This is a genomic window from Metabacillus sp. RB-C-LZQ-3-1 (assembly GCF_058315175.1).
In genome coordinates this window covers 1-22568 of sequence record NZ_JBZFLI010000028.1, presented here as the reverse complement: position 1 = coordinate 22568, position 22568 = coordinate 1, and the positions used below count along the sequence as shown (strand labels likewise).

The following is a 22568-nucleotide window of genomic DNA, read 5'->3' as shown; positions in this document are numbered from 1 at the left end:
TGCGAATATATAAGTAGAGTGACTGGAAAAATATACAACAATAAAAGTTCAAATTAGTATGCGAATTTGTTAGGTATATTAAAATAAATCAAGTTAAATTTTTGAAAATTGGAGTGAAAATAAAGTGAGTAAAAAAACGATGGGGATTCATCATATTACAGCAATTGCTGGTCATCCGCAAGAAAATGTTGATTTCTATGCAGGTGTTTTAGGTCTACGTTTAGTAAAACAAACAGTTAATTTTGATGATCCAGGAACTTACCATCTTTATTTTGGTGATGAAGGTGGTAAACCGGGAACAATCATGACATTTTTCCCGTGGGCAGGAGCTGCAAAGGGAACCATTGGTGACGGTCAAGTTGGAGTTACGTCCTTTGTCATTCCTAAAGGGGCAATGGAATTTTGGAAAAAAAGACTAGAAAAATTCAATGTTTCTTATAACGAAATGGAAAGGTTTGGGGAACAATACTTGGAATTTGATGATCCTCATGGGCTTCATTTGGAGATTGTAGAACGAGAAAAGGGAGAATCCAATACATGGAACTTTGGAGGATTAACTTCAGAAGTTGCTATTAAGGGATTTGGCGGTGCGACTCTATTATCGACTGAGCCAGAAAAAACCGCCGAACTATTAGAGACGGTAATGGGGCTTGAGCTTATATCAAAAGAAGGGGACTTTATCCGTTTCCGTTCTTCAGCAGAAATAGGAAATATCATTGATTTAAAATTAACTCCGATTGGGCGTGGAAGAATGGGAGTTGGAACAGTCCACCATATTGCATGGCGTGCTATTGATGACCAAGACCAATTGGCTTGGCAAAAATATATTGCTGAAAACGGCTATGGGGTAACACCTGTACAGGACAGAAATTATTTTAATGCCATTTATTTTAGGGAACATGGAGAAATCCTATTTGAAATTGCAACGGATCCTCCCGGATTTGCACATGATGAATCTTCAGCGACAATGGGAGAAAAATTGATGTTACCAAAGCAGTATGAGCAATTTAGAGGGCAGATCGAACAAAGTTTATTACCATTTGAAGTAAGAGAGTTAGATTAATTTAATGTAAAGGAATGATTTCTTTGCTATCAATTGACCCTTCCAAAAATACCGAAAGAGAAAACTATAAATTTCTAATCGGAAGCATCATACCAAGACCGATTGCTTTTGTCACAACACTTTCAAAGGGGGCTGTTTTAAATGGTGCGCCTTTTAGCTACTTTAATATCGTATCATCAAATCCCCCGATGATTTCATTGTCAATTCAACGTTCAGAGGGAAGACAAAAGGATACAGCGAGAAACATTAACGATTTAAAGGAATTTGTTATTCACATAGTTGATGAGCAAAATGTTGGAGAAGTGAATGAAACAGCTGCCGGTCTTCCCCCTGATCAAAGTGAAATAGAGATAGGGAAATTAACTCCAGTTGAAAGTGAGAGAATTTCAGTACCAGGAGTAAAAGAAGCAAAAATTCGAATGGAATGTGTTCTTGAACAGTCATTAGAATTGGGAGGATTTGATACACCTGGATGTGATTTTATCATCGGAAAAGTTGTTCAATTCCATATTGACAATAATATTTATGAAAACGGAAGAATTGATCCAAAGGGCTTAGCTGCTGTGAGTCGATTAGCTGGTACGAATTATGCGAAAATAGGAGAGATATTTTCAATTGATCGACCAAAATAAGCTTTATCAAATAAAAGAATGGAGAAGATAAGTGTGCAAAAAACAACAGGAATCCATCATATCACAGCGATGGTGAACGATGCCCAGCGAAATATTGATTTTTATGCGGGTCTCCTTGGATTAAGACTTGTAAAAAAGACGATAAATTTTGATCGTCCGGAAGTGTATCATCTCTATTTTGGTAATGAAACAGGACAACCGGGTACTGTTATCACTTTTTTTCCATGGGCTAAACAGTTAAAGGGTCGAATTGGGACGGGGCAGGTAGGAGTCATTACCTTTATTATTCCTGGTGGATCCATTCATTTTTGGAAACAACGATTACAAAAATTCGGCGTTGACTTTAGTACTTCTGAGCGATTTGGTGAAAAGTTCATTCTATTTAATGACCCTGATGGACTCCAACTTGAACTTATCGAACGAAATGAAGGACCAATAAATCATTGGAACTTTGGTGCCATTCAAGCTGAGAATGCGATTAAGGGCTTTGGTGGAGCTACATTAATATCAGCTCAACCTAATAAAACTGCAGATGTTCTAGAAAATATTTTAGGACTTGAATGTATTGGTGATGAAGATGGGTTTCTTAGGTTTAAAGCTGAAGGGGATCTAGGAAATATGATTGATATTAAGTTAACTCCTTCGGTTCGTGGACTAATGGGAGCTGGAACTGTTCACCATATCGCATGGAGGGCAAAGGATGAACAAGAACTTCACAAATGGAGATCTCAGCTTCAGGAAAAAGAATATTATCCGACTGAAATTCGTGACAGAAACTATTTTAAAGCGGTGTATTTCCATGAACAAGGGGGGATACTTTTCGAAATAGCGACAGACCTACCGGGTTTTTCAGTTGATGAATCTGTTGACGAACTTGGAAAAAAACTTATGTTACCGCCTTGGCTAGAGTCAAAGCGGAAAGAGTTAGAAGGAACCTTACCTAGTGTGGGAGTACGTATTCTGGAGGGAGAAAAATAATGAAACATATTTTTAATGAAGGAAAAGATCTATCAAAACCAACATTATTATTGCTACATGGTACTGGTGGGAATGAATTGGATCTGTTGCCTCTTGCTGGGATGATTGATGATGAAGCATCAGTGTTAAGTGTCAGAGGGAATGTATTAGAAAATGGAATGCCGCGATTCTTTCGTAGATTAGCTGAAGGTGTGTTTGATGAAGTAGATCTTATTTTCCGTACAAAGGAATTAAATGAGTTTCTTGATAAAGCAGCAGAAAAGTATGGTTTTGATCGAAATAATATGACTGCAATTGGTTATTCAAATGGGGCGAATATTGCTGCAAGTTTATTATTTCATTATAAAAATGCATTAAAGGCTGCCATACTTCATCACCCAATGGTACCAAGAAGAGGAATTGAACTTCCTGATTTATCAGGAAAGTCTGTGTTCATTGCAGCTGGAACAAATGACCCAATTTGCTCACCAGGTGAATCGACTGAACTACAATCGTTATTCGAAAAGGCAAATGCAAATGTAGAACTTCATTGGGAAAATAAAGGTCATCAATTGACAGTGGAAGGAGTTGAAGCTGCTGCACAGTGGTATCGAAAGTTGTAATATTTCTGATTTATTTGGATTACTAATGATTGGCGCAACGCTAAAAATACAACTGTCTATAGACCTTTTAGGTAATAGCAAATGGCTGGATATGAATTAGAACTATAGGCTATGGCAGTTTACCCTGCAATCATTTGATCCTTAAGTCATCTAATTATTAGTAAAAATCATTGTGGAACAAAGACTATTTAAATAATGGATAATCTAAGGATTTTGTCATTAGTACTGGCGGGTGCTAATGACTGACTTCAAGAATGATTCTTTGTAATAAAAACCCAGTTTAGATATAAATTATAACTTAATTCCAAAAGGAACTCTTTAAAACGTACTTAATGTCCTAGTTATTCTATGTCGATTTTTAGGGCATTATGTTGAGGGATCGATTGGAAGGGGTGGTTTTATAGACTGAGGTTTAAGGAATGAAATATATTTAGGTGGTGTCTAGCTTTGGGAATTTTAAGTAGATTATTTGGAAATTCAACCAAAAAGGAGACGGAAAATATGTCAAATGTTAAATTAGCAGTTATTTATTACAGTTCATCTGGTACAAATTATCAATTAGCTCAATGGGCTGAGCAAGGGGCAAAAGAAGTGGGAGCTGAGGTGAAGATTCTAAAGGTTCCTGAAACAGCTCCACAAGCAGCAATCGAATCTAATCCGGCATGGAAGGCTCATGTTGAGGCAACAAAAGATGTACCAGAGGTAAAACTTGAAGATCTAGAGTGGGCAGATGCGATTATATTCAGTGTACCAACTCGATTTGGTAATATGCCATCACAAATGAAGCAATTTCTGGATACAACTGGTGGACTTTGGTTTAATGGAAAGCTTGTCAATAAGGTTGTAAGTGCAATGACCTCAGCACAAAATCCTCACGGAGGTCAAGAAGCTACTATTTTATCATTATATACAACAATGCATCATTGGGGTGCACTTGTTGCTTCCCCTGGTTACACTGATCCAGTTACATTTGGAGCTGGAGGAAACCCTTATGGGACAAGTGTGACAGTTGATCAAGATGGTAAAATGATCGAAGACGTACAAGCAGCGGTAAAACACCAAGCAAAACGTACTGTTACAGTAGCTGAATGGGTGAAAAAAGGAAACCAATAATAACCACAAAAAGGAGCTAATCAAATGGTTAGCTCCTTTTTGTAACGTTAGAAATCATTTTTTAAAGGAAGCTATCACTCCATTGAACCTCCATTATCCAATAATCACCTTTTCTGTAGGGTAATGATAATTCTCCTTAGTTTCAGGACCGCGAATTAAAAATAGAAATGAAAATATTCCTATCCGTCCAATAAACATAAGTGCCGTAATAACAATTTTTCCACCTGTACTTAACTCTGCAGTAATTCCCATTGATAAACCCGTCGTACCGAATGCTGAAGATACTTCAAACATTATTTCAATTAAAGAAAATGATGGTTCCAACCAAAGCAGTAAAATAACTGCTGACCAGCATATCATTAAAGATGTAGAAATAACAATAAATGACCTTCTAACATCTTCTTGATCAATTTCTCGATTAAATATTTTAATGGAATTTTTCCCTTTTGCATAAAAGAAAATACTTAATATCATAATTGCAAAGGTTGTTGTACGTATTCCCCCACCTACACTACTAGGGGAAGCACCGACAAACATTAAAAAACAGATAATGAGTAAGGTAGGTAATGTAAATTCACTTACGTCCATTGTGGCTAATCCGCCATTACGCGTTGTAATTGATTGAAAAGCAGAGTAGAACAATGTTTCATGCCATGCTTTATCTTTAAAAAAGTGATTCCATTCAAAGATCATAATCATAATTATTCCGAATGCAACTAAAGCAAAGAATGTAATAGATGTCAGTTTACTAAATAATGAAAATCGATAGGGAGTGTCACCTTTATAACCAAGAAATTCTTTTACTTCTATTAAAACCGGAAAACCAATAGCTCCAAGTATCAAAAGAACCATATTTATAAATTGTACGAAATAATCATTCGCAAATGGAATAAGAGAGGAGCCCGTAATGTCAAAACCTGCATTTGTGGTTGCACTAACAGATGCAAACAATCCTTGGTAATATGCCTCTTGCCAAGTAGGAAAATACTTTAAGAAATAAGTCCCTAAAATCAGCGCTCCTAAAATCTCGATAATAATGATTAATAATAAAATCTGCCTCATTAATTGTACAAGACCTGAAAGTGTCGATCTGTTTTGATCAGTCATGATCAATTGACGTTCTTTAAGCCCTATCTTCTTTCCGATTACAATCCATATAAATGTACCGAGTGTCATGATCCCGATTCCGCCAAATTGTAAAATGAAAATGAGAAAAAAAACACCAGTAGTACTAAACGTTTCATTTGTAGGTACAACAGTGAGTCCAGTAACGCTTATAGCACTTACACTCGTAAAAACTGCATCTACAAATGACCATTCGATATTTTCTTTGTGTGCAATAGGTAGACTCAATAAAATAGTCGAAACAATCACTGCAGAGATGTAAAATAAAACGATTAGTTGTACTGATGTTAGTTTTTGGGTGATCTTTTGCTCTTTAGACAAAAGTTTTTGATTTAACATGTCAAAACCTCAAATCTTATGTTATAGGAATTAATATTATAGCAAATTATATAAAAAATGGTTTTGTATATATACCCTATTTGATTATTTAATCCTGTTAGTAAATTGGCAAAGTAAAAATTTAAAAATTATGGTTGACGCAATAAAATTATAGGAGTATTTTTAGTGTAATCAATTATTATTTGAATATGACAACCTTTTTGCTGAATCATTATGAGCGGGGGAACCAATTTTGATAAACAAAGTTTATCTAGGGGTGAATCTTAGCATAGAAAGCTAAGTAGGGATACTCTCAATCCCGAATCCGACAGCTAACTCCGTAAGCATCTAACACGAGAGAAGGGTTAATATGATGAAAGTTGACCATTCTTAATAAAGGAGAATGGTCTTTTTTTGTCCTATCAAAATGTTTTACATGTTATAGAAGATAGGATAGGGATTGCCATTAGGACATGTTAATTTTATTTTTACGGAAGGGGCTTGAAAAGCATGAAAAAGCAATTTGCCGTTTTTGGTTTGGGGAGATTTGGGGGCAGTTTAGTAAAAGAATTCTCAGAATTAGGAGTAGAAGTTCTTGCAGTAGACATAGACCAAGATAAGGTGAATGCATATGCACAATATGCTACTCATACAGTTCAAGCAAATGCAATTGATGAATCTATTCTTAAACAAATTGGGGTAAGGAATATCGATCATGCATTTGTTTCTTTTGGTGATAATATTGAATCTAGTATCTTAACCTCTTTATTACTTAAGGAGATAGGTGTACCAAAAGTATGGGCAAAAGCTCAAAATGATTATCATCATAAAGTGTTAAGTAAAATCGGTGTAGATCGTGTAATCCACCCTGAACGAGATATGGCCAAGAGAATTGCACACCATATTGTGTCTGATAAAATCATTGATTATATCGAACTATCAGAGGAATATAGTATTGTGGAGATAGTAGCATCAGAAAAATTACATAATCAATCACTTATTGATTTAGATATACGAGCAAGATATGGTTGCAACATCGTTGGAATTCAAAGAGGGGAAAATATACTTATATCTCCTGCTGCGGATGAAAATATAAAAAAAAATGACATCTTAATTGTGATTGGACGAAATAATGATATTAACAGGTTTGAAAGAGAAGGTGTCTAAACATGAATTATAAGATAATTAAGCTTAATCCATCACAATTATTGATCTTAGTTTTCATCGTGTTTATAACCTTAGGAACTCTTCTACTTAAATTACCGTTTGCTACCACAACTTCAGTTACTTGGTTGGATGCATTATTTACAGCAACCTCAGCTATGACAGTAACTGGTCTTATCGTAGTTGATACAGCTCAGGCATATACAACGTTTGGAGAAATCGTGATTGTTTCATTAATTCAAATTGGTGGTTTAGGGATTATGTCCTTTGCCGTATTGATTTTTATGATGTTAGGGAAAAAAATAGGGTTAAAGGAAAGGTTATTAGTTCAACAAGCATTAAATCAAACCTCAGTCGGTGGTGTAATCAAATTAATTAAGAACTTATTTGTTTTTTCTTTATCGATTGAACTAGTTGCGATGCTATTTTTAGCAATAAAGTGGGTTCCTGAATATGGATGGAATCAAGGGCTGTATTATAGTTTCTTTCACTCCATTTCTGCATTTAATAACGCAGGTTTTGCTCTATGGCCTGATGGTTTAATGAAATATGTTGGTGACCCAATTATTAATATTTTTATTACACTTCTCTTTATCATCGGAGGATTAGGATTTACTGTTTTATCTGATTTATGGTACAAGAAGAAATTTCAAAAGCTTAGTCTCCATTCAAAAATGATGATCGTGGGGACATTTATCATCAATATTGTGGCGATGTTATTAATTTTTGTTTTAGAATATAGTAACCCGAAAACATTGGGAGGACTATCTTCATTAGCTGATAAAGTTTGGGCATCTTATTTTCAAGCTGTATCTCCGAGAACAGCTGGTTTTAACACATTAGATATAGCTGGTTTAGATGAAGCAACGATTTTTTTATTTTTACTCTTAATGTTTATTGGTGCAGGGAGTGCATCTACAGGTGGAGGAATTAAATTAACAACATTCATGGTGATTATTTTTGCTGTTCTCACCTTCTTAAAAGGGAAAAAAGACATCGTTATAAGGAATAGGTCTATTAATCTTGAGGTCGTTTTGCGATCACTTGCCATTTCGACAATCGGGCTTGTCTTTATTGTCACAGCTGTGTTTATTTTAAATATATCAGAAGAAGCTCCATTTTTGGAAATTTTATTTGAAGTAATCTCAGCATTTGGTACTGTAGGTCTATCGATGGGCTTGACAGGTTCTCTAACTTTTATCGGAAAAATTGTCATTATATTCATTATGTTTATTGGAAAGTTAGGACCGCTTACATTAGCATATTCCCTTGCACAACCTGAAAAAGCAAAGATCAAATACCCAACTGAGGATATTCTTACTGGTTGATAGTTTTTTATTAAAAAATTAATTTTAATCGGAGGTTTAGTTTAAAAGCGCATTAGAAATGAGAATGCGCTTTTTTGTATCTAATGCCCGTATACCATCAGAAGAAATGTTATTACAGATCCTCAAGAATTCCTCTTATTGATTAGGACATTATATAAATAGGAGGGATAGATGATGGGATTTCGGATTTTATTATTTTTATTAGTAAATTGTTTTCTTTTTTCAACAGTGGCAAGTGCTGAAGTACCACTTACTGCAACATTTATTCGTGATCACCAATTATGGATTAAAAAGGGAGATCAAGAAATACAAGCAACGAAGGGACGATATGTATTTTCTCCAAAATGGTCATATGACGGTCGTTTTATAGCTTATCTTAACGGAAATAAACATGGTGAAAAATCGAATTTGTTTATTTATGACACAAAAGAGAAAAAAAATTATCAGCCATATGTGATGGTCGAAACTTCAGATTTTAAATGGTCTCCGATAAAAAATCAATTAGCCTACACCTCAGGTGGTGTATTAAATGTTACGATGACTAAGAATGGTCGACCACAGGGCTTTGAAAATGTTTCTCTAGGTGTTAGCGGTTTTGAATGGTTTCCAAATGGAAAAGAATTTATCGTTTCCTCACAATCCAATTTACTCCCCACAGGATGGGGACCGATACAACTTTATAGAATTCCTGCCGATGCCAACCTTGATTCAGGTAAAATGAAACCGTTTTACACAATTCAAACACATATGCCTGAGTTATTTGCAATATATGCTGACTATTTTAAGTGGAGTTATGATGGGAAATGGTTTAGTTTTATAGCTGTCCCTACAGCATCCTTGTCCATGGATAGTAATACATTATGTGTCCTTTCACAACAAGGAAAATCATTTCAAACAGTTGGGACAATGCTAGGCTATCAAGACTGGGTAAAGTGGGCACCATCTGCCAATCAGTTAGCTTATATTTCTGGAGAAGGCAGATTTTTCGTCGAAAACAAAAACCTCACAATTAAGGAAATGCCGACTACTTCCCAACAAAAGGAATATACACCAGAAGGTTTTGTAGACCTTGATCTGGACTGGTTCTCTTCAGACAAGGTGATAGTCTCTCGTGCAAGGGAAAAAAAGGAGTGGGATGAAGGACCTGTTCCAATCATGTATACATCACTTTATATGATTAATTTAAAAACAAATGACCAAAAACAAATATCTAACCCAAAGAAGAATGAACTTGATGAAGATCCTCAAGTTGTTGGTTCATATCTTACCTGGTTTCGTAAAGCAGCAAAGGACAATCGAGGTAATGTATGGGTAAAAGACGGACTTGATGGCAAAGAACGTATATGGCTAAAGAGTGTTGATTCAGCTCCAGTGTTTTATGTACATTAGCAAAACAAAAAAGAGCGAAATAAGTACATTCACTCTTTCATAAAAAAAGACTCTCGGCAAATCCGAGCACTCCACAAAAATGTGGTATATACGTACATCCGGAAAAATGATGTGCCAACATGTAGATGCATGGTATACAGTGATCAGAAGGAAAATTTGACTCCTCCAGCAATCATATAAAATCACCCGGCTAAGATTTTTTTAAAATTTCAAGTGGCAGTTATTTGTTCTGCACTTTTTTGAAAACAACTTGATAATAACGATTAAAAAACGCACAGGACCCGAATTTTTAGTAATTTTATTACAAATCTCTTGTGATCACCTCATGTATTATGAGAATCTATTTAAAGTACTTTTGGGGTATCCTTCTAAAAAAGTTCTGATATTCGCGATATTCTTCAACAATAGATTCCATAATCTTATCTCCCCACTAGAATAGTTTGCAAGGTCGAAGGATCTTCTCTTTATTCAAATGATCATGTAACTATCCTCCATCGCTAAAAAAGGATACTTTGAGAATATCAATTGGAAATTTAAATCAATTCTCTACTTTACCAAAAATTTTATTATATGGTTTAGAGTATAAGAAACTAAGGCTTTCCCATAGAACTTGGCGACAAGCAAAGTTTGACTAATATTTTTCAAATGTAAATCAAAATACTATAATATTAATAACAAACCTGATGAAAAATAATTTGCTGTATTAAATACAGGTTTATATATTGACTATTATATACAGCATTAACAATTGGATTTGAAAGAACGTGCTGAAAACACCAGATGAATAATGATTTATAAGTTAAATAGAAGAATAGAATGTAAATTCAAAATCTTTTCTTATCCCGATAAGTAAAATACAGTTGGTATCATTTTAGTTTTTATAATGCTTAATAAGTTGGTTGCTTATCTTAATTAATTTTTATTTAATGTATGAAATATATGAATTCTGTATTTCTAAGCTGCGATTATTTGGGGATATTCATTAAGGTTTACAAATTGTACGTATAAGATGAGTTGGCAGAAAGCATATTTACTATAATATCAACAAGATGAGGTGATAACTTGGAGACTAAATACAACATAGTCAAACAAGCATTAAAGTCAAAAATTTTAGATGGGTCATTTCAACCTAATCAAAAAATAAGCTCTGAAAGCGAGTTAATGAAACAATTTGGAGTTAGTCGCCATACTGTGCGATTAGCAATAGGAGATCTAGTCAATAATGGGTGGCTATATAGAGAACAAGGGGCAGGGACATTTTGTGCAGATAGGTCAAAGATCGAGGGTGCTGCTGTTAACACTAAGAATATAGCCATAATTACTACTTATATATCCGATTATATATTTCCTTCAATTATAAGAGGGGCAGAATCATACTTAAGTGAAAAAGGATATAATGTTACCCTATTCAGTACAAACAATGATCATGAAAATGAAAAAAGAATTTTAGAAAAGATTTTAATACAACAATTTGATGGAGTTATTATTGAACCAACTAAGAGTGCTTTTGCAAACCCAAATATAAATTATTATTTAAATTTAGAACGTAAAAACATACCTTATATCATGCTAAATGCTTATTATGATGAACTTGAACCAATAAGTCTAACAATGGATGATGAGAAAGGCGGTTATATTCAAACAGATCATCTTATTGAATTAGGACATAGAAATATTGTGGGGTTTTTTAAAAATGATGATGTCCAAGGTATCAAAAGGATGAAAGGATATATAAAATCACATAGAAACCATGGACTTTCGATAAATCCTAACTACATAATTACTTATAATACAGGTGAGAAAACATCCAAGCCTATTGAAATGTTACGTCAACTTTTAGAACTGCAAAATGAAGATCGACCAACAGCAATCGTCAGTTATAATGATGAGTTAGCTATTCACTTATTGGATGTAATACGCGAGAAAAATCTACAAGTTCCAAATGATATTTCTATTGTTGGTTTTGATAATTCATTTATGGCGAAAGTTTCAGAGGTGAAATTAACTACAGTTCAACATCCACAAAGCAAAATGGGAGAAAACGCGGCTAAAATCATTTTAGCTATGGTAAAAGAATCAATTTCTAATCTAAAAAAAGGAAACACAACAGTAGAATCAATTGTGTTTGAGCCAAAACTCATTTTAAGAAATTCTACTATAAAAGTAAGTAAAGGAAAGTAAATAGTCGAGTTTGTCAAAATGAGGAATCATACAATACGTTAGTAATCTTGCTTTTTGCTAACCTTACGTTGAGTGATGGATCATTAATCAACTTTTATCCATAGAGTAAGAAATTCCTAGTTTCTTATTGTATCAGTATCAGTTGCTAATATGTACTCTCTAAGGGAGATTTTGTATCTTTTAAAAAATAAATTGTAAAGTTCTAAAAATTCATTTATAATAAAAATATAAACTTATACGTACAAATTATTTAGTTTGATAGAAAAAAATGTATATTTTTTAATATTCATATCAACTTATACGTATAAGATGGTGTATGTTGAAATTAAGGGAATAGAGTGAAGAAATATAGATGTATGAAAGTCTTATACGAGTTTATTTTATTTGACTGATATTTTGATACATCTATTCTTTTAATTCCGTTGTATGAATGCGCATACAAAACAGAAAATTCAATTATTAAAGTTGTAAAAGGAGTGATTTTAATGGTAGGTCAATTAAATGCGAAAATGATCCTGGATAAAAATTACGAGATTGCAAAAGTAGATGAACGGATATATGGTTCATTTATTGAACACCTAGGGAGAGCGGTATATGGCGGAATATATGAGCCGGGTCATCCAGAAGCGGATGAACAAGGTTTCCGAAAGGATGTCATAAAGTTAGTACAAGAACTTCAAGTTCCAATCGTAAGGTATCCTGGTGGTAATATGGTCTCAGCATATAATTGGGAAGATGGGATTGGTCCTAAAGAAAATCGCCCACGACGTCTTGAGTTAGCTTGGCGAACGATTGAAACGAATGAAATTGGGACTAATGAATTTGCTGATTGGGCAAAAAAGGTTAACTCTCAAGTCATGATGGCAGTTAATCTTGGAACAAGAGGAATCGATGCAGCAAGAAATTTAATTGAATATACAAATCACCCTAGTGGTACATATTGGAGTGACTTGAGAAGATCGCATGGTTATGAAAAACCTCATAATATAAAAACTTGGTGTCTTGGTAACGAGATGGACGGTCCATGGCAGGTCGGTCACAAAACTGCACATGAATATGGAAGAATCGCAAAAGAAACGGCTAAAGCTATGAAACTAGTCGATCCAACTATTGAATTAGTTGCATGCGGAAGTTCAAATACTGGAATGCCTACATTCCCTGAGTATGAAGCAACTACTTTAGATCATGCATATGAGGAAGTCGATTATATTTCACTTCATCAGTATTATGGCAATAAGGAGAATGACCCTGCAAACTACTTAGCTAAAAATATGGATATGGATCATTTTATAAAAACAGTTATTTCTACTTGTGATTATATAAAAGCAAAGCATCGAAGCAAAAAGACAATAAATTTAAGCTTTGATGAGTGGAATGTCTGGTACCATTCTAGAGAATCTGATAAAAAGATTGAACCCTGGACAATTGCTCCTCCACAATTGGAAGATCACTATAACTTTGAAGATGCCCTTTTGGTTGGTAGTATGTTAATCACATTCTTACAGCATGCGGACCGTGTGAAAATGGCATGTTTAGCACAGTTGGTAAATGTTATCGCGCCTATTATGACTGAAAACAATGGTCGTTCTTGGAAACAAACAATTTTCTATCCTTATATGCATGCATCTATGTATGGTAGAGGAACATCGTTAAAGACAATTCTTACATCACCAAAATATGATAGTAAAGATTTTACTGATGTCCCATATGTCGATAGTGCTGCAGTTTATAATGAAGAAAAAGAAGAAGTTACTCTCTTTATGGTTAATAAACACTTAGAAGAAGCAATCACAGTATCTAGTGATGTTAGAAGTTTTGAGGGGTATCGCATAGTAGAACATATTGTTCTTGAGCATGATGATTTGAAAGCGGTTAACACTGTGTCTGAACAAACTGTCGCACCACATGGTAATGGTCATTCAACCTTGGATAATGGTATTTTAGAGGCTAGATTACGGAAAACATCTTGGAATGTCATTCGTTTAAAAAAATCCTAATCTATTAATTAGAAAATATTATGTAAAGCAATTTCGTTAAGGGGCATTTTTCTCTATGTCCCTTAACTGACAATGTGATTGCTAAGGAGGAATTTCTATGTATCCAACTGCCAAGAGTGCAAAACAAGAGATAGCACATGCCAAAAGTCCAAATCGTCTTGCAAAAATATTGAACTCCCAAAAAGTTGTTCCTTATATTTTTATCTCACCTTTTGTTATATCACTTTTAATTTTTACTATTTATCCTACCATTAAAGCTATTATTATGAGCTTTCAAAGTGTACTACCAGGCCAAGTAACTTTTATTGGTTTAGATAATTACTCCAGGGTTTTTAACCCTGTTTTCTTTAAAGCTCTATCAAATACTACGATTTATGTCATATTAACCGTAACTATTTTAACAATCATTCCGATCATTTTAGCAGTGTTGTTAGACTCTAAGCTAGTGAAATTTAAAACATTATTTAGAGCATCGTTATTTGTTCCTGCATTAACGTCTACTATAGTTGCAGGTATGGTGTTCAGACTTATGTTTGGAGAAACAGATACCGCAGCTGCAAACCAAATACTAAACTGGTTAGGTTTGGAATCTGTTGATTGGCAATATAATGCCTGGTCAGGGATGCTACTAATGGTACTGCTATGTTCATGGCGTTGGATGGGAGTAAACATTTTATATTTCCTTGCAGGTCTGCAAAATGTTCCTAAAGAATTATATGAATCTGCTGAAATAGATGGTGCTAATGTGTTTGAAAAATTTAGATATGTTACACTTCCATTTTTAAAGCCAGTTACGATTTTTGTTGTAACAATTTCCATTATTGCTGGATTTAGAATGTTTGAAGAAAGTTATGTCTTTTGGCCTGCAGGATCACCAGAGAATATCGGTTTAAGTGTTGCAGGATACATTTATCAACAAGGTATTTCACAAAATGATTTGGGATTTGGTTCTGCAATCGGTGTTATTTTAATGATTATTATCTTTGTTGTTAGTATTGTTCAATTGTTACTTACAGGTGCATTTAACAGGGGTGATGAATAAATGAATCGAAAAAAAAGTGTCCTAATAAAATCGGTCATCAATCTTTGCTTTTTTGTTATATCTTTTATTGCTCTTTTTCCACTGATCAGTTTACTACTAGCTTCATTCAGACCATCGACAGAGTTAATGAGAAATGGGATTAGCCTTACCTTTGACCCAAGTGAACTAAATTTAAATAACTACACATATATTTTTTCCGAAGCAGGTCAATATTGGACCTGGTATGGCAATAGCTTAACCATTTCTGTATTGACTATTGTTTTATCTTTATTTTTCTCATCATTAGTGGGTTATGCATTAGCTGTATATGATTTTAAAGGGAAAAACTTTTTCTTTACTTGTGTATTATTTATCTTAATGATTCCATTTGAAATTTTAATGCTTCCATTATTTCAGTTAATGATAGACACAGCTTTAGTTGATACGTATACAGCTGTTATCCTTCCAGCGGTCGTTGCACCGGTAGCAGTATTCTTCTTTAGACAATATGCACTTGGTCTACCAAGAGAATTAATGGATGCAGCAAGAATGGATGGATCTACAGAATATGGAATTTTCTTCAAGATTATGTTGCCACTAATGACACCATCATTAGCAGCAATGGCCATTTTACAAGGATTAGGTGCATGGAATAACTTCTTATGGCCATTAATTGTTTTACGGTCAAATAATTTATTCACATTACCATTAGGACTATCAACATTATTAACACCATATGGAAATAACTATGATGTCTTAATAGCTGGATCTGTAATGACAATTGTACCAATTATTATTTTGTTCATTTTCTTCCAACGTTACTTTGTAGCTGGACTAACTGTAGGAGGAGTAAAAGGATAATAAGTTAGATGAAAAATGAGGTGACTAGTAGATGAATGCGAAACAAATTGTCTCGTCAATAGATTTGATTCTATATTGGGTTACTAGTTTAGCATTTATCAATGTATTGTGGATTTTATTCACACTACGTGGATTGGTGGTCGGGGGAGCTTTTCCAGCAACCATAGCTGCGTTAGGTGTATCAAGGAAATTGATCTTGAGAGATTCAGAGGTTAAGATATGGCAAACTTTTAAACAAGTCTATCGAGAAGAATTTCTTCAGTCAAATATCCTTGGTTGGTTTTTATCTATTATTGGAGGCTTGCTTTATATAAACTTTAGAATCATCTCAAAGTCAGCAGGTGATTTTGCTATCGTCACTCCATTTGCTTTTTATTTTGTTTTATTCTTTTATAGCATTATTGTCATATGGTCTTTTCCATTACTTGCACACTACAAGGCGACTTGGTTTCAACATGTGAAAAATGCGTTTATTATTGGTTTGACTAAATTTCATTACACCTTTGCGATTGGATTATTAGCATTTACAGTTATGTATTTTTCTTTAGAATATCCTGGATTAGTCCCTTTCTTCTCAATAAGTGTGTTTGCTATGGGCGGGATGTGGTTCTCATTGAAGATTTTTTCAAAGATAGATCAAAAAACAACTTAATTAGGCAGGCGACGTAAATAAGTACAAAATTTACTTTTGTAGGCGTTGTTATTTTAATGTGGAATTCCAGCAAAATTTTTTGGGGGGTGATTTTTCATTAAAATTAAGAGAAATTCCTGTTAAAAATTACTAATTTAAACTAGTTAAGGGGGATGCAGAATGAAAAAGAAATCATTACTATCTTTACTTTGTGGGTTAATGGCATTGTTATTAGTGGCTTGTAGTGGCGGTAAATCTAGCTCAGGGGAAGCAGAGGAAACGAAAGTTATTGGTGATGATGTAGAAAATGCAACAGAACTTACATTTTGGTCGTTTAACGAATTACATTTAGCTTTTTTTGAAGATGCTGTTCCTCGTTGGAATGAAGCGAATCCAGACAAGCCAATTAAATTGAAGGCAGAAGTATACCCTTTTGATAATATGCACACGAATCTTTTAATGGCATTACAATCTGGTAAAGGCGCACCAGATATGGCTGATATTGAAATAGGGAAGTTTCCGAACTTCTTAAAAGGTGAACCACAGCTATTACCTATGAATGAATATATTGAGCCTGAAATGGATAATTTCGTCACATCGCGTTTTGAAATTTATTCAAAAGATGGTAATTATTATGGCTTACCTACTCACGTTGGTGCATCTGTTATGTATTACAATAAAGAGATTATGGATGCAGCAGGAGTTGATATTGATTCTATTAAAACATGGGATGACTTTAGAGAAGCGGGTAAAAAAGTAGTTTCAAATACTGATGCAATTATGACATCTGTCTCAACAGAAGATTTAATTCCTTATTGGTCGATGATTTCTCAACGTGATTCTGATTTCTTTAATGAGAATGGTGAGATCACAGTTAATAATAAAGAAAATGTCGATACCCTTCAATTTTTGCATGACATCATATACGAAGATAAGATCGCTGAAGTAATGCCTGGTGCAGCACCTCATGCGGAAGAATTTTATAAATTTATGAATGATGGTGGTCAAGCAGCAATCGGTATGCCAATGTGGTACATGGGAAGATTCCTTGATTACATGCCAGATCTAAAAGGTAAGATGGTTGTACGCCCAATGCCTGCTTGGGAAGAAGGCGGTAAACGCTCAGCTGGTATGGGAGGAACAGGTACAGTTGTGACAAACCAATCAAAAAATCCAGAATTGGCACAAGAATTCTTAGCGTTTGCAAAGTTGTCTAAAGAAGCAAATGTTAAACTATGGACTGTACTTGGATTTGATCCTCCACGCCACGATGTATGGGAAAGTGAAGAAGTATTGGCAGATAACAAATATTATCAATTTTTCGGTAATGATTTATTTGATACATTAAATGAGATTAAAGATGAAATCAATGCTGTAAATATTACAGAATATACACCAGATGTCGCAACTGAAATTAATACCAATGTATTTAATAGTGTAATAAGACAACAGTCACAAACAGCGGAAGAAGCATTAAATAAAGCGCAAGAAACAGTTCAAAGTAAAATGAAGTAGTTGAAAAAAGATTGAGAGGTTCTTCTCTCAATCTTTTTTTGTATTATTTACATCTGCACAAGTTATAATAAATTTTAAAAAAGGAGTTTGAATATAAACACCCAACAATATAAATAGGGTATTATCTGAAAGCAATGGAAGGTATTGAAGAAACGAATTAATCGCTTGTCCAGTTAAAGGTTCCGAAGGAAAGAAGCTAAAGGATTAACCTACTGTCGAAAAGGTTACCGGTACATCTTAGATTATCGAAAGTCATTCTCAAAAATAAGACTTAAGCAGAGGGGACTCCCCTCTGCTTAAGGACATTATCTAAAAGTACACACCGAAATATAAATTGAAACGCAGTATCCGCGAACTGTACGTACGGTGTTGTGAGAGGAGCAAAAATAAACTGCTTTGTTTTCCCTCTACTCGATTTTAACAAGCTAACATTAAAAACTATTATTCAGGATTTTCAGTCTTGCTTGAACGATTAGAAATAGGATAATTTTCCCCATATCCTTCTACATGACCTGCATGTTCTCTGTTATATGCTGAGCCTGAACTTGGATTATTATCAGCCATTTTATTTTTTTTGTTTTTATTACTTCTTGATGGATTTGGCATAAGTTTCACCTCCTAAGTACATATTTAGATTGGATTGAAATTGTGAAATTATTCAAGAGAGTGATGAAAAGCTTCGATGTTATTTGCAAATATGTTATGACATTGATATGAAAGGTTTGGTATAATATGTAAAAAAGTGAAGGTGAACGTGAATATATTGGGAGAGGTAGCATATGTACACTTATGAATCTTTTGGTTCATTCACTTCATTAAGACCCATTTTTATGACCATTTTACTTGTTAATTAATGATTCCAAATGAACGAAATAAAATGATAAACAAAATCACTGTGCTTCATTTTTCGACTCTTATTTTGTTTTAGTTTATATATGGTGATAAATCTTATTAAAACACCCAACAGGTCATTAGTTATCTAGGAAATGAAGGATAGGGATGCAATTAATTGTTCAAAGTAATGATTTACAAAAAGCGGTTTTTTCGGGAGCAAGGTGGAAGGACGTTAATGCTCGAGTTAGTAATGAAATTACTAGTAAGCAAAATCTAAACAATAATCTGAGAACATGATCATTTTACTTCCCTTAAGCCCTTCCCATCAAGAATATCCTGAATCCCTTCTTCACAAACTCCATACGATCTCCAAAAACAAGACTGACAAACAATTTGAATATCTGTAGGAACGATCCTTTTACTTATGATTGATTCAATGTCCTCCCAATTCAGTATATGTCCGATTTTGAGCCCAAGTTTTTCTAATATAGCAGCATCTCTTTCATAAATATGGTCGTCTTGACAATGGTATTTCCCTGAATTGGGATATTTTTCACACAAGTGATCAGGACCTAAAATAAGCTGAATCCTCGTCTTGGGATTCTCTCTTAAGGATTGGTGCAGACGTGTCATATTTTCTACATATTCTTGTGAATAACCCATGCCTCGATATCCCAATAGACAAAAAATATGATGACCTCGTAGTTTATACATCGTTTCCTCCTTTGAAGAAATTTTAATGTTAACATAAATTGCTGTAAAGTTAACATTTTTGATTTTATCATAATTCATCAAATGAAATAGGGTTTTTTTACTTAAGGGTGAATTTTTTGATCATCTTATTCAAATGAGAAAGGAAATGGCATGAAAAATAGAAATAAAAATATCCCATTCATCTTAATCATTTTAGTTATTATAACAATCTTGCTTTTATTAGAGAAGCAACAGTCATATTCAGAACCGCAGGAGGCACTATTAGCTACTGAAGATAACTTGTTGTTAGTTCCAGCCTTTTATATAGAAGATGAGGCTCTTTTCTTCTTTATTAAGAATAGAAACAATTTAGGTGCTTCGTTTGTTGGTAAAGGCTTCTTTGGCTGGAAAGCAGGAATGTTAACTTGGAGTTCTATGAAAGATCATTATGAAGAAAAGCTCAATGGATATCAAAGGCATGGTGAGAATTTAATATATGGAATACTTAAGGGTAGGGAAGGTGAAGGTTTTATTGTGAAAGTGAATGAAAACGAAGCTAACATTCTAAACCTGGCAATGCTTCCTACCGAGGTAATTACCCAATACCAATTAGAAAATCTATCAATTTGGTATTTTGAAAGTGAAACAGCCATTGAAGAGGGAGAAATTAAATTAATAAATAAAGAAACTGATCAGGAAATCGATATTATTGAACTGTAAAATCATTAAGTACAAAATAATGAAATTAGCCAACTTTATGTGAATGGAAGTGGGAAATTGAAAAAATCAATGTTTTACATTTTGTTAATGATCTTACCTTTCGGTTTAATAAGCTGTGATACATTTACTAAACAGGAACTTTCTATTGAGATGGTGGCTTTCCATAGTCTTACAGATGAGGAGAGAAAGTTAATTCCAGTAAGTCCAAAGGATTCAACTGTTGAGAAAGTAACTGTTAATGATGAAATAGGATCGTTTATTCGTAGTGAATATGATAAAGATCAAGTTTACTCTATTACATTTAACAATACCAAGTCGGATTCTTCGGGAAATCTTACCGTTTTAATAGACTTGGATAAAGTAACAATTGTTGGAAAAGGTTATAAGAACAACTAAAGATACTTATGAACATTATTCAAATCAATTGAGAGGATAATGTGCTACGTTTCAGTATAACAGCTAATTGGTTATATGAAATATATTTTTAATATTGGATAGTGAAGAAGTTCGTAATAATATGAGACTTCAGACAGATTGTGTTGCTTCTAAAAATGCCATTTAATTCTATATGAAAAAATGAATTGTTCATATAGAAAAAGAGTATGGAAGGCACAATAGATATTCTTTTAGATATATTGTTTTAATAGAAGTTATATCAACGTAGTCAACGTAGTAAAAAAATTCTTAAAATTTGTAGAGAAATTCTTCTTCCTTCTTTATACTTTAAAGAGAACTATAACAACGCTTTCATGAGGGGTGTTAAATGGATGTTGTGACAATTGGGGAATCAATGATTGTGCTTACTCCAACAAGTGACGGTTTTATGAGAAATGCGAGCCATTTCACAAAAAAGATTGGTGGGGCTGAATCCAATGTTGCGGTTGGTCTTGCTAGATTAGGCCATAAAGCAGGATGGATTAGTATGCTAGGGGATGATGAGTTTGGAAAAGCAATCTTAGCTTTTCTGAAGGGAGAAAATGTTGATGTTAGTCAGGTAACATTTGATAACGAAGCTCCGACAGGAATTTATTTTAAAGAGCCTAGGAGGCAAAATAGCACAAGAGTCTACTATTATCGTAAAGATTCAGCAGCTAGTAAACTCACACCAAGCCACCTTCAGAATGAGTATATTTCAAAAGCAAAGTATGTACATATTACTGGGATCACTCCAGCTTTAAGTGAGAGCTGTAGAGAAACAGTTTTTGAAATGATAAAGCTAGCAAAACAAAATGGCAGCATTATCGTTTTTGATCCTAATCTTCGAACCAAGCTATGGGATGAACAGACTGCACGTGACACACTCCTTCACATAGCTGCAGAAGCAGATATTGTATTACCGGGAGTTGCAGAAGGTGAGTTTTTATTTCGTGAAAATGATCCACAAAAGCTTGGTAAGCGCTTCTTGGAACACGGGGCTTCTACAGTGGTGATGAAAGTTGGGGCTGAAGGAGCCTATTATTTTACGAAAAATGAAAGCGTATTAGTTCCTGGCTTCCCTGTTAAACAAGTTGTCGATCCTGTTGGCGCAGGAGATGGTTTTGCGGCTGGTTTTCTATCAGGTTTAATCGATGGACTAGATCTTGAAAAAGCAGTTGAAAGAGCAAATGCAGTTGGTGCGTTAGTAACAATGGTTAACGGTGATGTAGATGGTTTGCCAGAACGTGATGAGGTAGAACAGCTTTTATTAAAAAATAGTGAAGATATTGTTAGATAAGGAGGAGTAACATGAGTCTTGAGATCATTAAAGAAACTGGAGTTGCTGCGGTCATTCGCGGTGCTACATCAGAGAATATTATTACGATCGCAAATGCATTAAAAGACGGAGGTGTGAAGGTTTTAGAAATTACTGTAGAAACATCTGGTGCATGTGCAGCAATTGAAAAAGCTTCAGTAGAGCTAGAGGATGTACTAGTTGGCGCTGGAACGGTGTTAGATGCTGAAACAGCAAGAATTGCGATTATGTCAGGAGCTAAATTTATTTTTTCACCTACTATAAATCCTAAAACAATCGAAATGGCCAAACGTTACGGTGTCGTAAGTATTCCAGGTGCCCTAACACCAACGGAAATTCTAACAGCCTATGAAAATGGGGCAGATTTAATTAAAGTGTTTCCAGCAAACGTCTTTGGTCCAAGTTATATCAAGGATATACATGGACCACTCCCACATATCCCGCTTATTACAACGGGTGGCATTTCCGTTGATAATGTTGGGGATTATATAAAAGCGGGTGCAGTCGGTGTAGGCGTAGGAAGCTCTTTAGTCAATACAAAGAAACCATTAACTGCTGAATATGTAGAAGAAATCACCGCAACTGCAGCAAGGTTCATCCATGCGGTTAAGGAAGCAAGGAAATATTAGTCTAGTAAAAAGCAATCTTTCAAAATTGAGAGCTTGCTTTTT

At 34.3% G+C, this 22568-nt stretch carries 21 protein-coding genes and 1 riboswitch; of the genes, 18 read left to right on the top strand and 3 right to left on the bottom strand.

What is annotated here, in order from left to right:
- Positions 1–124 precede the first annotated feature (124 nt).
- The 5 genes from AC4GZ8_RS24490 (at position 125) to wrbA (ending at position 4388) form a co-directional block, all read left to right on the top strand.
- Positions 125–1063: a ring-cleaving dioxygenase gene (locus AC4GZ8_RS24490; RefSeq protein WP_491084499.1), complete on the top strand. Its 939-nt coding sequence runs from the start codon at positions 125–127 to the stop codon at positions 1061–1063.
- Positions 1064–1086: 23 nt separating this feature from the next.
- Positions 1087–1695: a flavin reductase family protein gene (locus AC4GZ8_RS24485; protein WP_491084498.1), complete on the top strand. Its 609-nt coding sequence runs from the start codon at positions 1087–1089 to the stop codon at positions 1693–1695.
- Between the two features lie 33 nt (positions 1696–1728).
- Positions 1729–2673, top strand: coding sequence for a ring-cleaving dioxygenase (locus AC4GZ8_RS24480; protein WP_491084497.1), 945 nt, complete (start codon positions 1729–1731; stop codon positions 2671–2673).
- Positions 2673–3275 (top strand): alpha/beta hydrolase, encoded by a 603-nt coding sequence (locus tag AC4GZ8_RS24475; RefSeq protein ID WP_491084496.1) that lies wholly within the window; start codon positions 2673–2675, stop codon positions 3273–3275. Before AC4GZ8_RS24480 ends, AC4GZ8_RS24475 begins: the two co-directional genes overlap by 1 nt.
- Before the next feature lie 501 nt (positions 3276–3776).
- A complete protein-coding gene (wrbA, locus tag AC4GZ8_RS24470) occupies positions 3777–4388 on the top strand; it encodes an NAD(P)H:quinone oxidoreductase (RefSeq protein WP_491084495.1) in 612 nt (203 codons plus the stop codon).
- Between the two features lie 93 nt (positions 4389–4481).
- Here the strand turns inward: wrbA and AC4GZ8_RS24465 are convergent, their stop codons facing one another.
- Positions 4482–5852, bottom strand: a complete 1371-nt coding sequence (locus AC4GZ8_RS24465; RefSeq protein WP_491084494.1) for a TrkH family potassium uptake protein — start codon at positions 5850–5852, stop codon at positions 4482–4484.
- Positions 5853–6043: 191 nt separating this feature from the next.
- Positions 6044–6193, top strand: a riboswitch (cyclic di-AMP (ydaO/yuaA leader).
- 148 nt (positions 6194–6341) lie between these two features.
- On the opposite strand from AC4GZ8_RS24465, the gene AC4GZ8_RS24460 reads away from it, so the two are divergent.
- The 9 genes from AC4GZ8_RS24460 to AC4GZ8_RS24420 all read left to right on the top strand — a co-directional run bounded on the left by AC4GZ8_RS24460 (position 6342) and on the right by AC4GZ8_RS24420 (position 17918).
- Positions 6342–6998, top strand: a complete 657-nt coding sequence (locus AC4GZ8_RS24460; protein ID WP_491084493.1) for a potassium channel family protein — start codon at positions 6342–6344, stop codon at positions 6996–6998.
- A 2-nt stretch (positions 6999–7000) separates the two neighbouring features.
- On the top strand, positions 7001–8323 hold the full coding sequence (locus tag AC4GZ8_RS24455) for a TrkH family potassium uptake protein (protein WP_491084492.1): 1323 nt from the start codon (positions 7001–7003) through the stop codon (positions 8321–8323).
- Between the two features lie 174 nt (positions 8324–8497).
- Positions 8498–9712 (top strand): translocation protein TolB, encoded by a 1215-nt coding sequence (locus AC4GZ8_RS24450; protein ID WP_491084491.1) that lies wholly within the window; start codon positions 8498–8500, stop codon positions 9710–9712.
- 1062 nt (positions 9713–10774) lie between these two features.
- The gene (locus AC4GZ8_RS24445; RefSeq protein ID WP_491084490.1) at positions 10775–11893 is read left to right on the top strand and encodes a GntR family transcriptional regulator; all 1119 of its coding nucleotides are present in this window, start codon (positions 10775–10777) and stop codon (positions 11891–11893) included.
- A gap of 485 nt (positions 11894–12378) precedes the next feature.
- Entirely contained in the window at positions 12379–13890 is a 1512-nt protein-coding gene (gene arfA, locus AC4GZ8_RS24440; protein ID WP_491084489.1) for an arabinosylfuranosidase ArfA, read from the top strand.
- A gap of 97 nt (positions 13891–13987) precedes the next feature.
- Positions 13988–14932 (top strand): carbohydrate ABC transporter permease, encoded by a 945-nt coding sequence (locus tag AC4GZ8_RS24435; RefSeq protein WP_491084488.1) that lies wholly within the window; start codon positions 13988–13990, stop codon positions 14930–14932.
- Positions 14933–15772, top strand: coding sequence for a carbohydrate ABC transporter permease (locus tag AC4GZ8_RS24430; protein ID WP_491084487.1), 840 nt, complete (start codon positions 14933–14935; stop codon positions 15770–15772).
- Positions 15773–15803: 31 nt separating this feature from the next.
- The gene (locus tag AC4GZ8_RS24425) at positions 15804–16424 is read left to right on the top strand and encodes a YesL family protein (protein ID WP_491084486.1); all 621 of its coding nucleotides are present in this window, start codon (positions 15804–15806) and stop codon (positions 16422–16424) included.
- Positions 16425–16583: 159 nt separating this feature from the next.
- Complete coding sequence (locus AC4GZ8_RS24420; RefSeq protein WP_491084485.1) at positions 16584–17918, top strand: ABC transporter substrate-binding protein; 1335 nt, start codon at positions 16584–16586, stop codon at positions 17916–17918.
- A 441-nt stretch (positions 17919–18359) separates the two neighbouring features.
- Here AC4GZ8_RS24420 and AC4GZ8_RS24415 read toward each other — a convergent pair whose 3' ends face one another.
- Together AC4GZ8_RS24415 and AC4GZ8_RS24410 are read right to left on the bottom strand one after the other, a co-directional pair.
- A complete protein-coding gene (locus tag AC4GZ8_RS24415) occupies positions 18360–18524 on the bottom strand; it encodes a hypothetical protein (protein WP_491084484.1) in 165 nt (54 codons plus the stop codon).
- A 525-nt stretch (positions 18525–19049) separates the two neighbouring features.
- The gene (locus tag AC4GZ8_RS24410; RefSeq protein WP_491084483.1) at positions 19050–19466 is read right to left on the bottom strand and encodes a DUF1284 domain-containing protein; all 417 of its coding nucleotides are present in this window, start codon (positions 19464–19466) and stop codon (positions 19050–19052) included.
- Between the two features lie 150 nt (positions 19467–19616).
- Here AC4GZ8_RS24410 and AC4GZ8_RS24405 point away from each other — a divergent pair, with 150 nt between their 5' ends.
- The 4 genes from AC4GZ8_RS24405 (at position 19617) to AC4GZ8_RS24390 (ending at position 22526) form a co-directional block, all read left to right on the top strand.
- Positions 19617–20165, top strand: a complete 549-nt coding sequence (locus AC4GZ8_RS24405) for an aspartyl-tRNA synthetase (RefSeq protein WP_491084482.1) — start codon at positions 19617–19619, stop codon at positions 20163–20165.
- Between the two features lie 57 nt (positions 20166–20222).
- Positions 20223–20561, top strand: coding sequence for a hypothetical protein (locus tag AC4GZ8_RS24400; protein ID WP_491084481.1), 339 nt, complete (start codon positions 20223–20225; stop codon positions 20559–20561).
- A 367-nt stretch (positions 20562–20928) separates the two neighbouring features.
- Positions 20929–21879 carry a sugar kinase gene (locus tag AC4GZ8_RS24395; protein WP_491084480.1) on the top strand — a complete coding sequence of 317 codons (951 nt, stop codon included), beginning with the start codon at positions 20929–20931 and terminating at the stop codon, positions 21877–21879.
- Between the two features lie 11 nt (positions 21880–21890).
- Positions 21891–22526: a bifunctional 4-hydroxy-2-oxoglutarate aldolase/2-dehydro-3-deoxy-phosphogluconate aldolase gene (locus AC4GZ8_RS24390; RefSeq protein ID WP_491084479.1), complete on the top strand. Its 636-nt coding sequence runs from the start codon at positions 21891–21893 to the stop codon at positions 22524–22526.
- Positions 22527–22568: the final 42 nt, after the last annotated feature.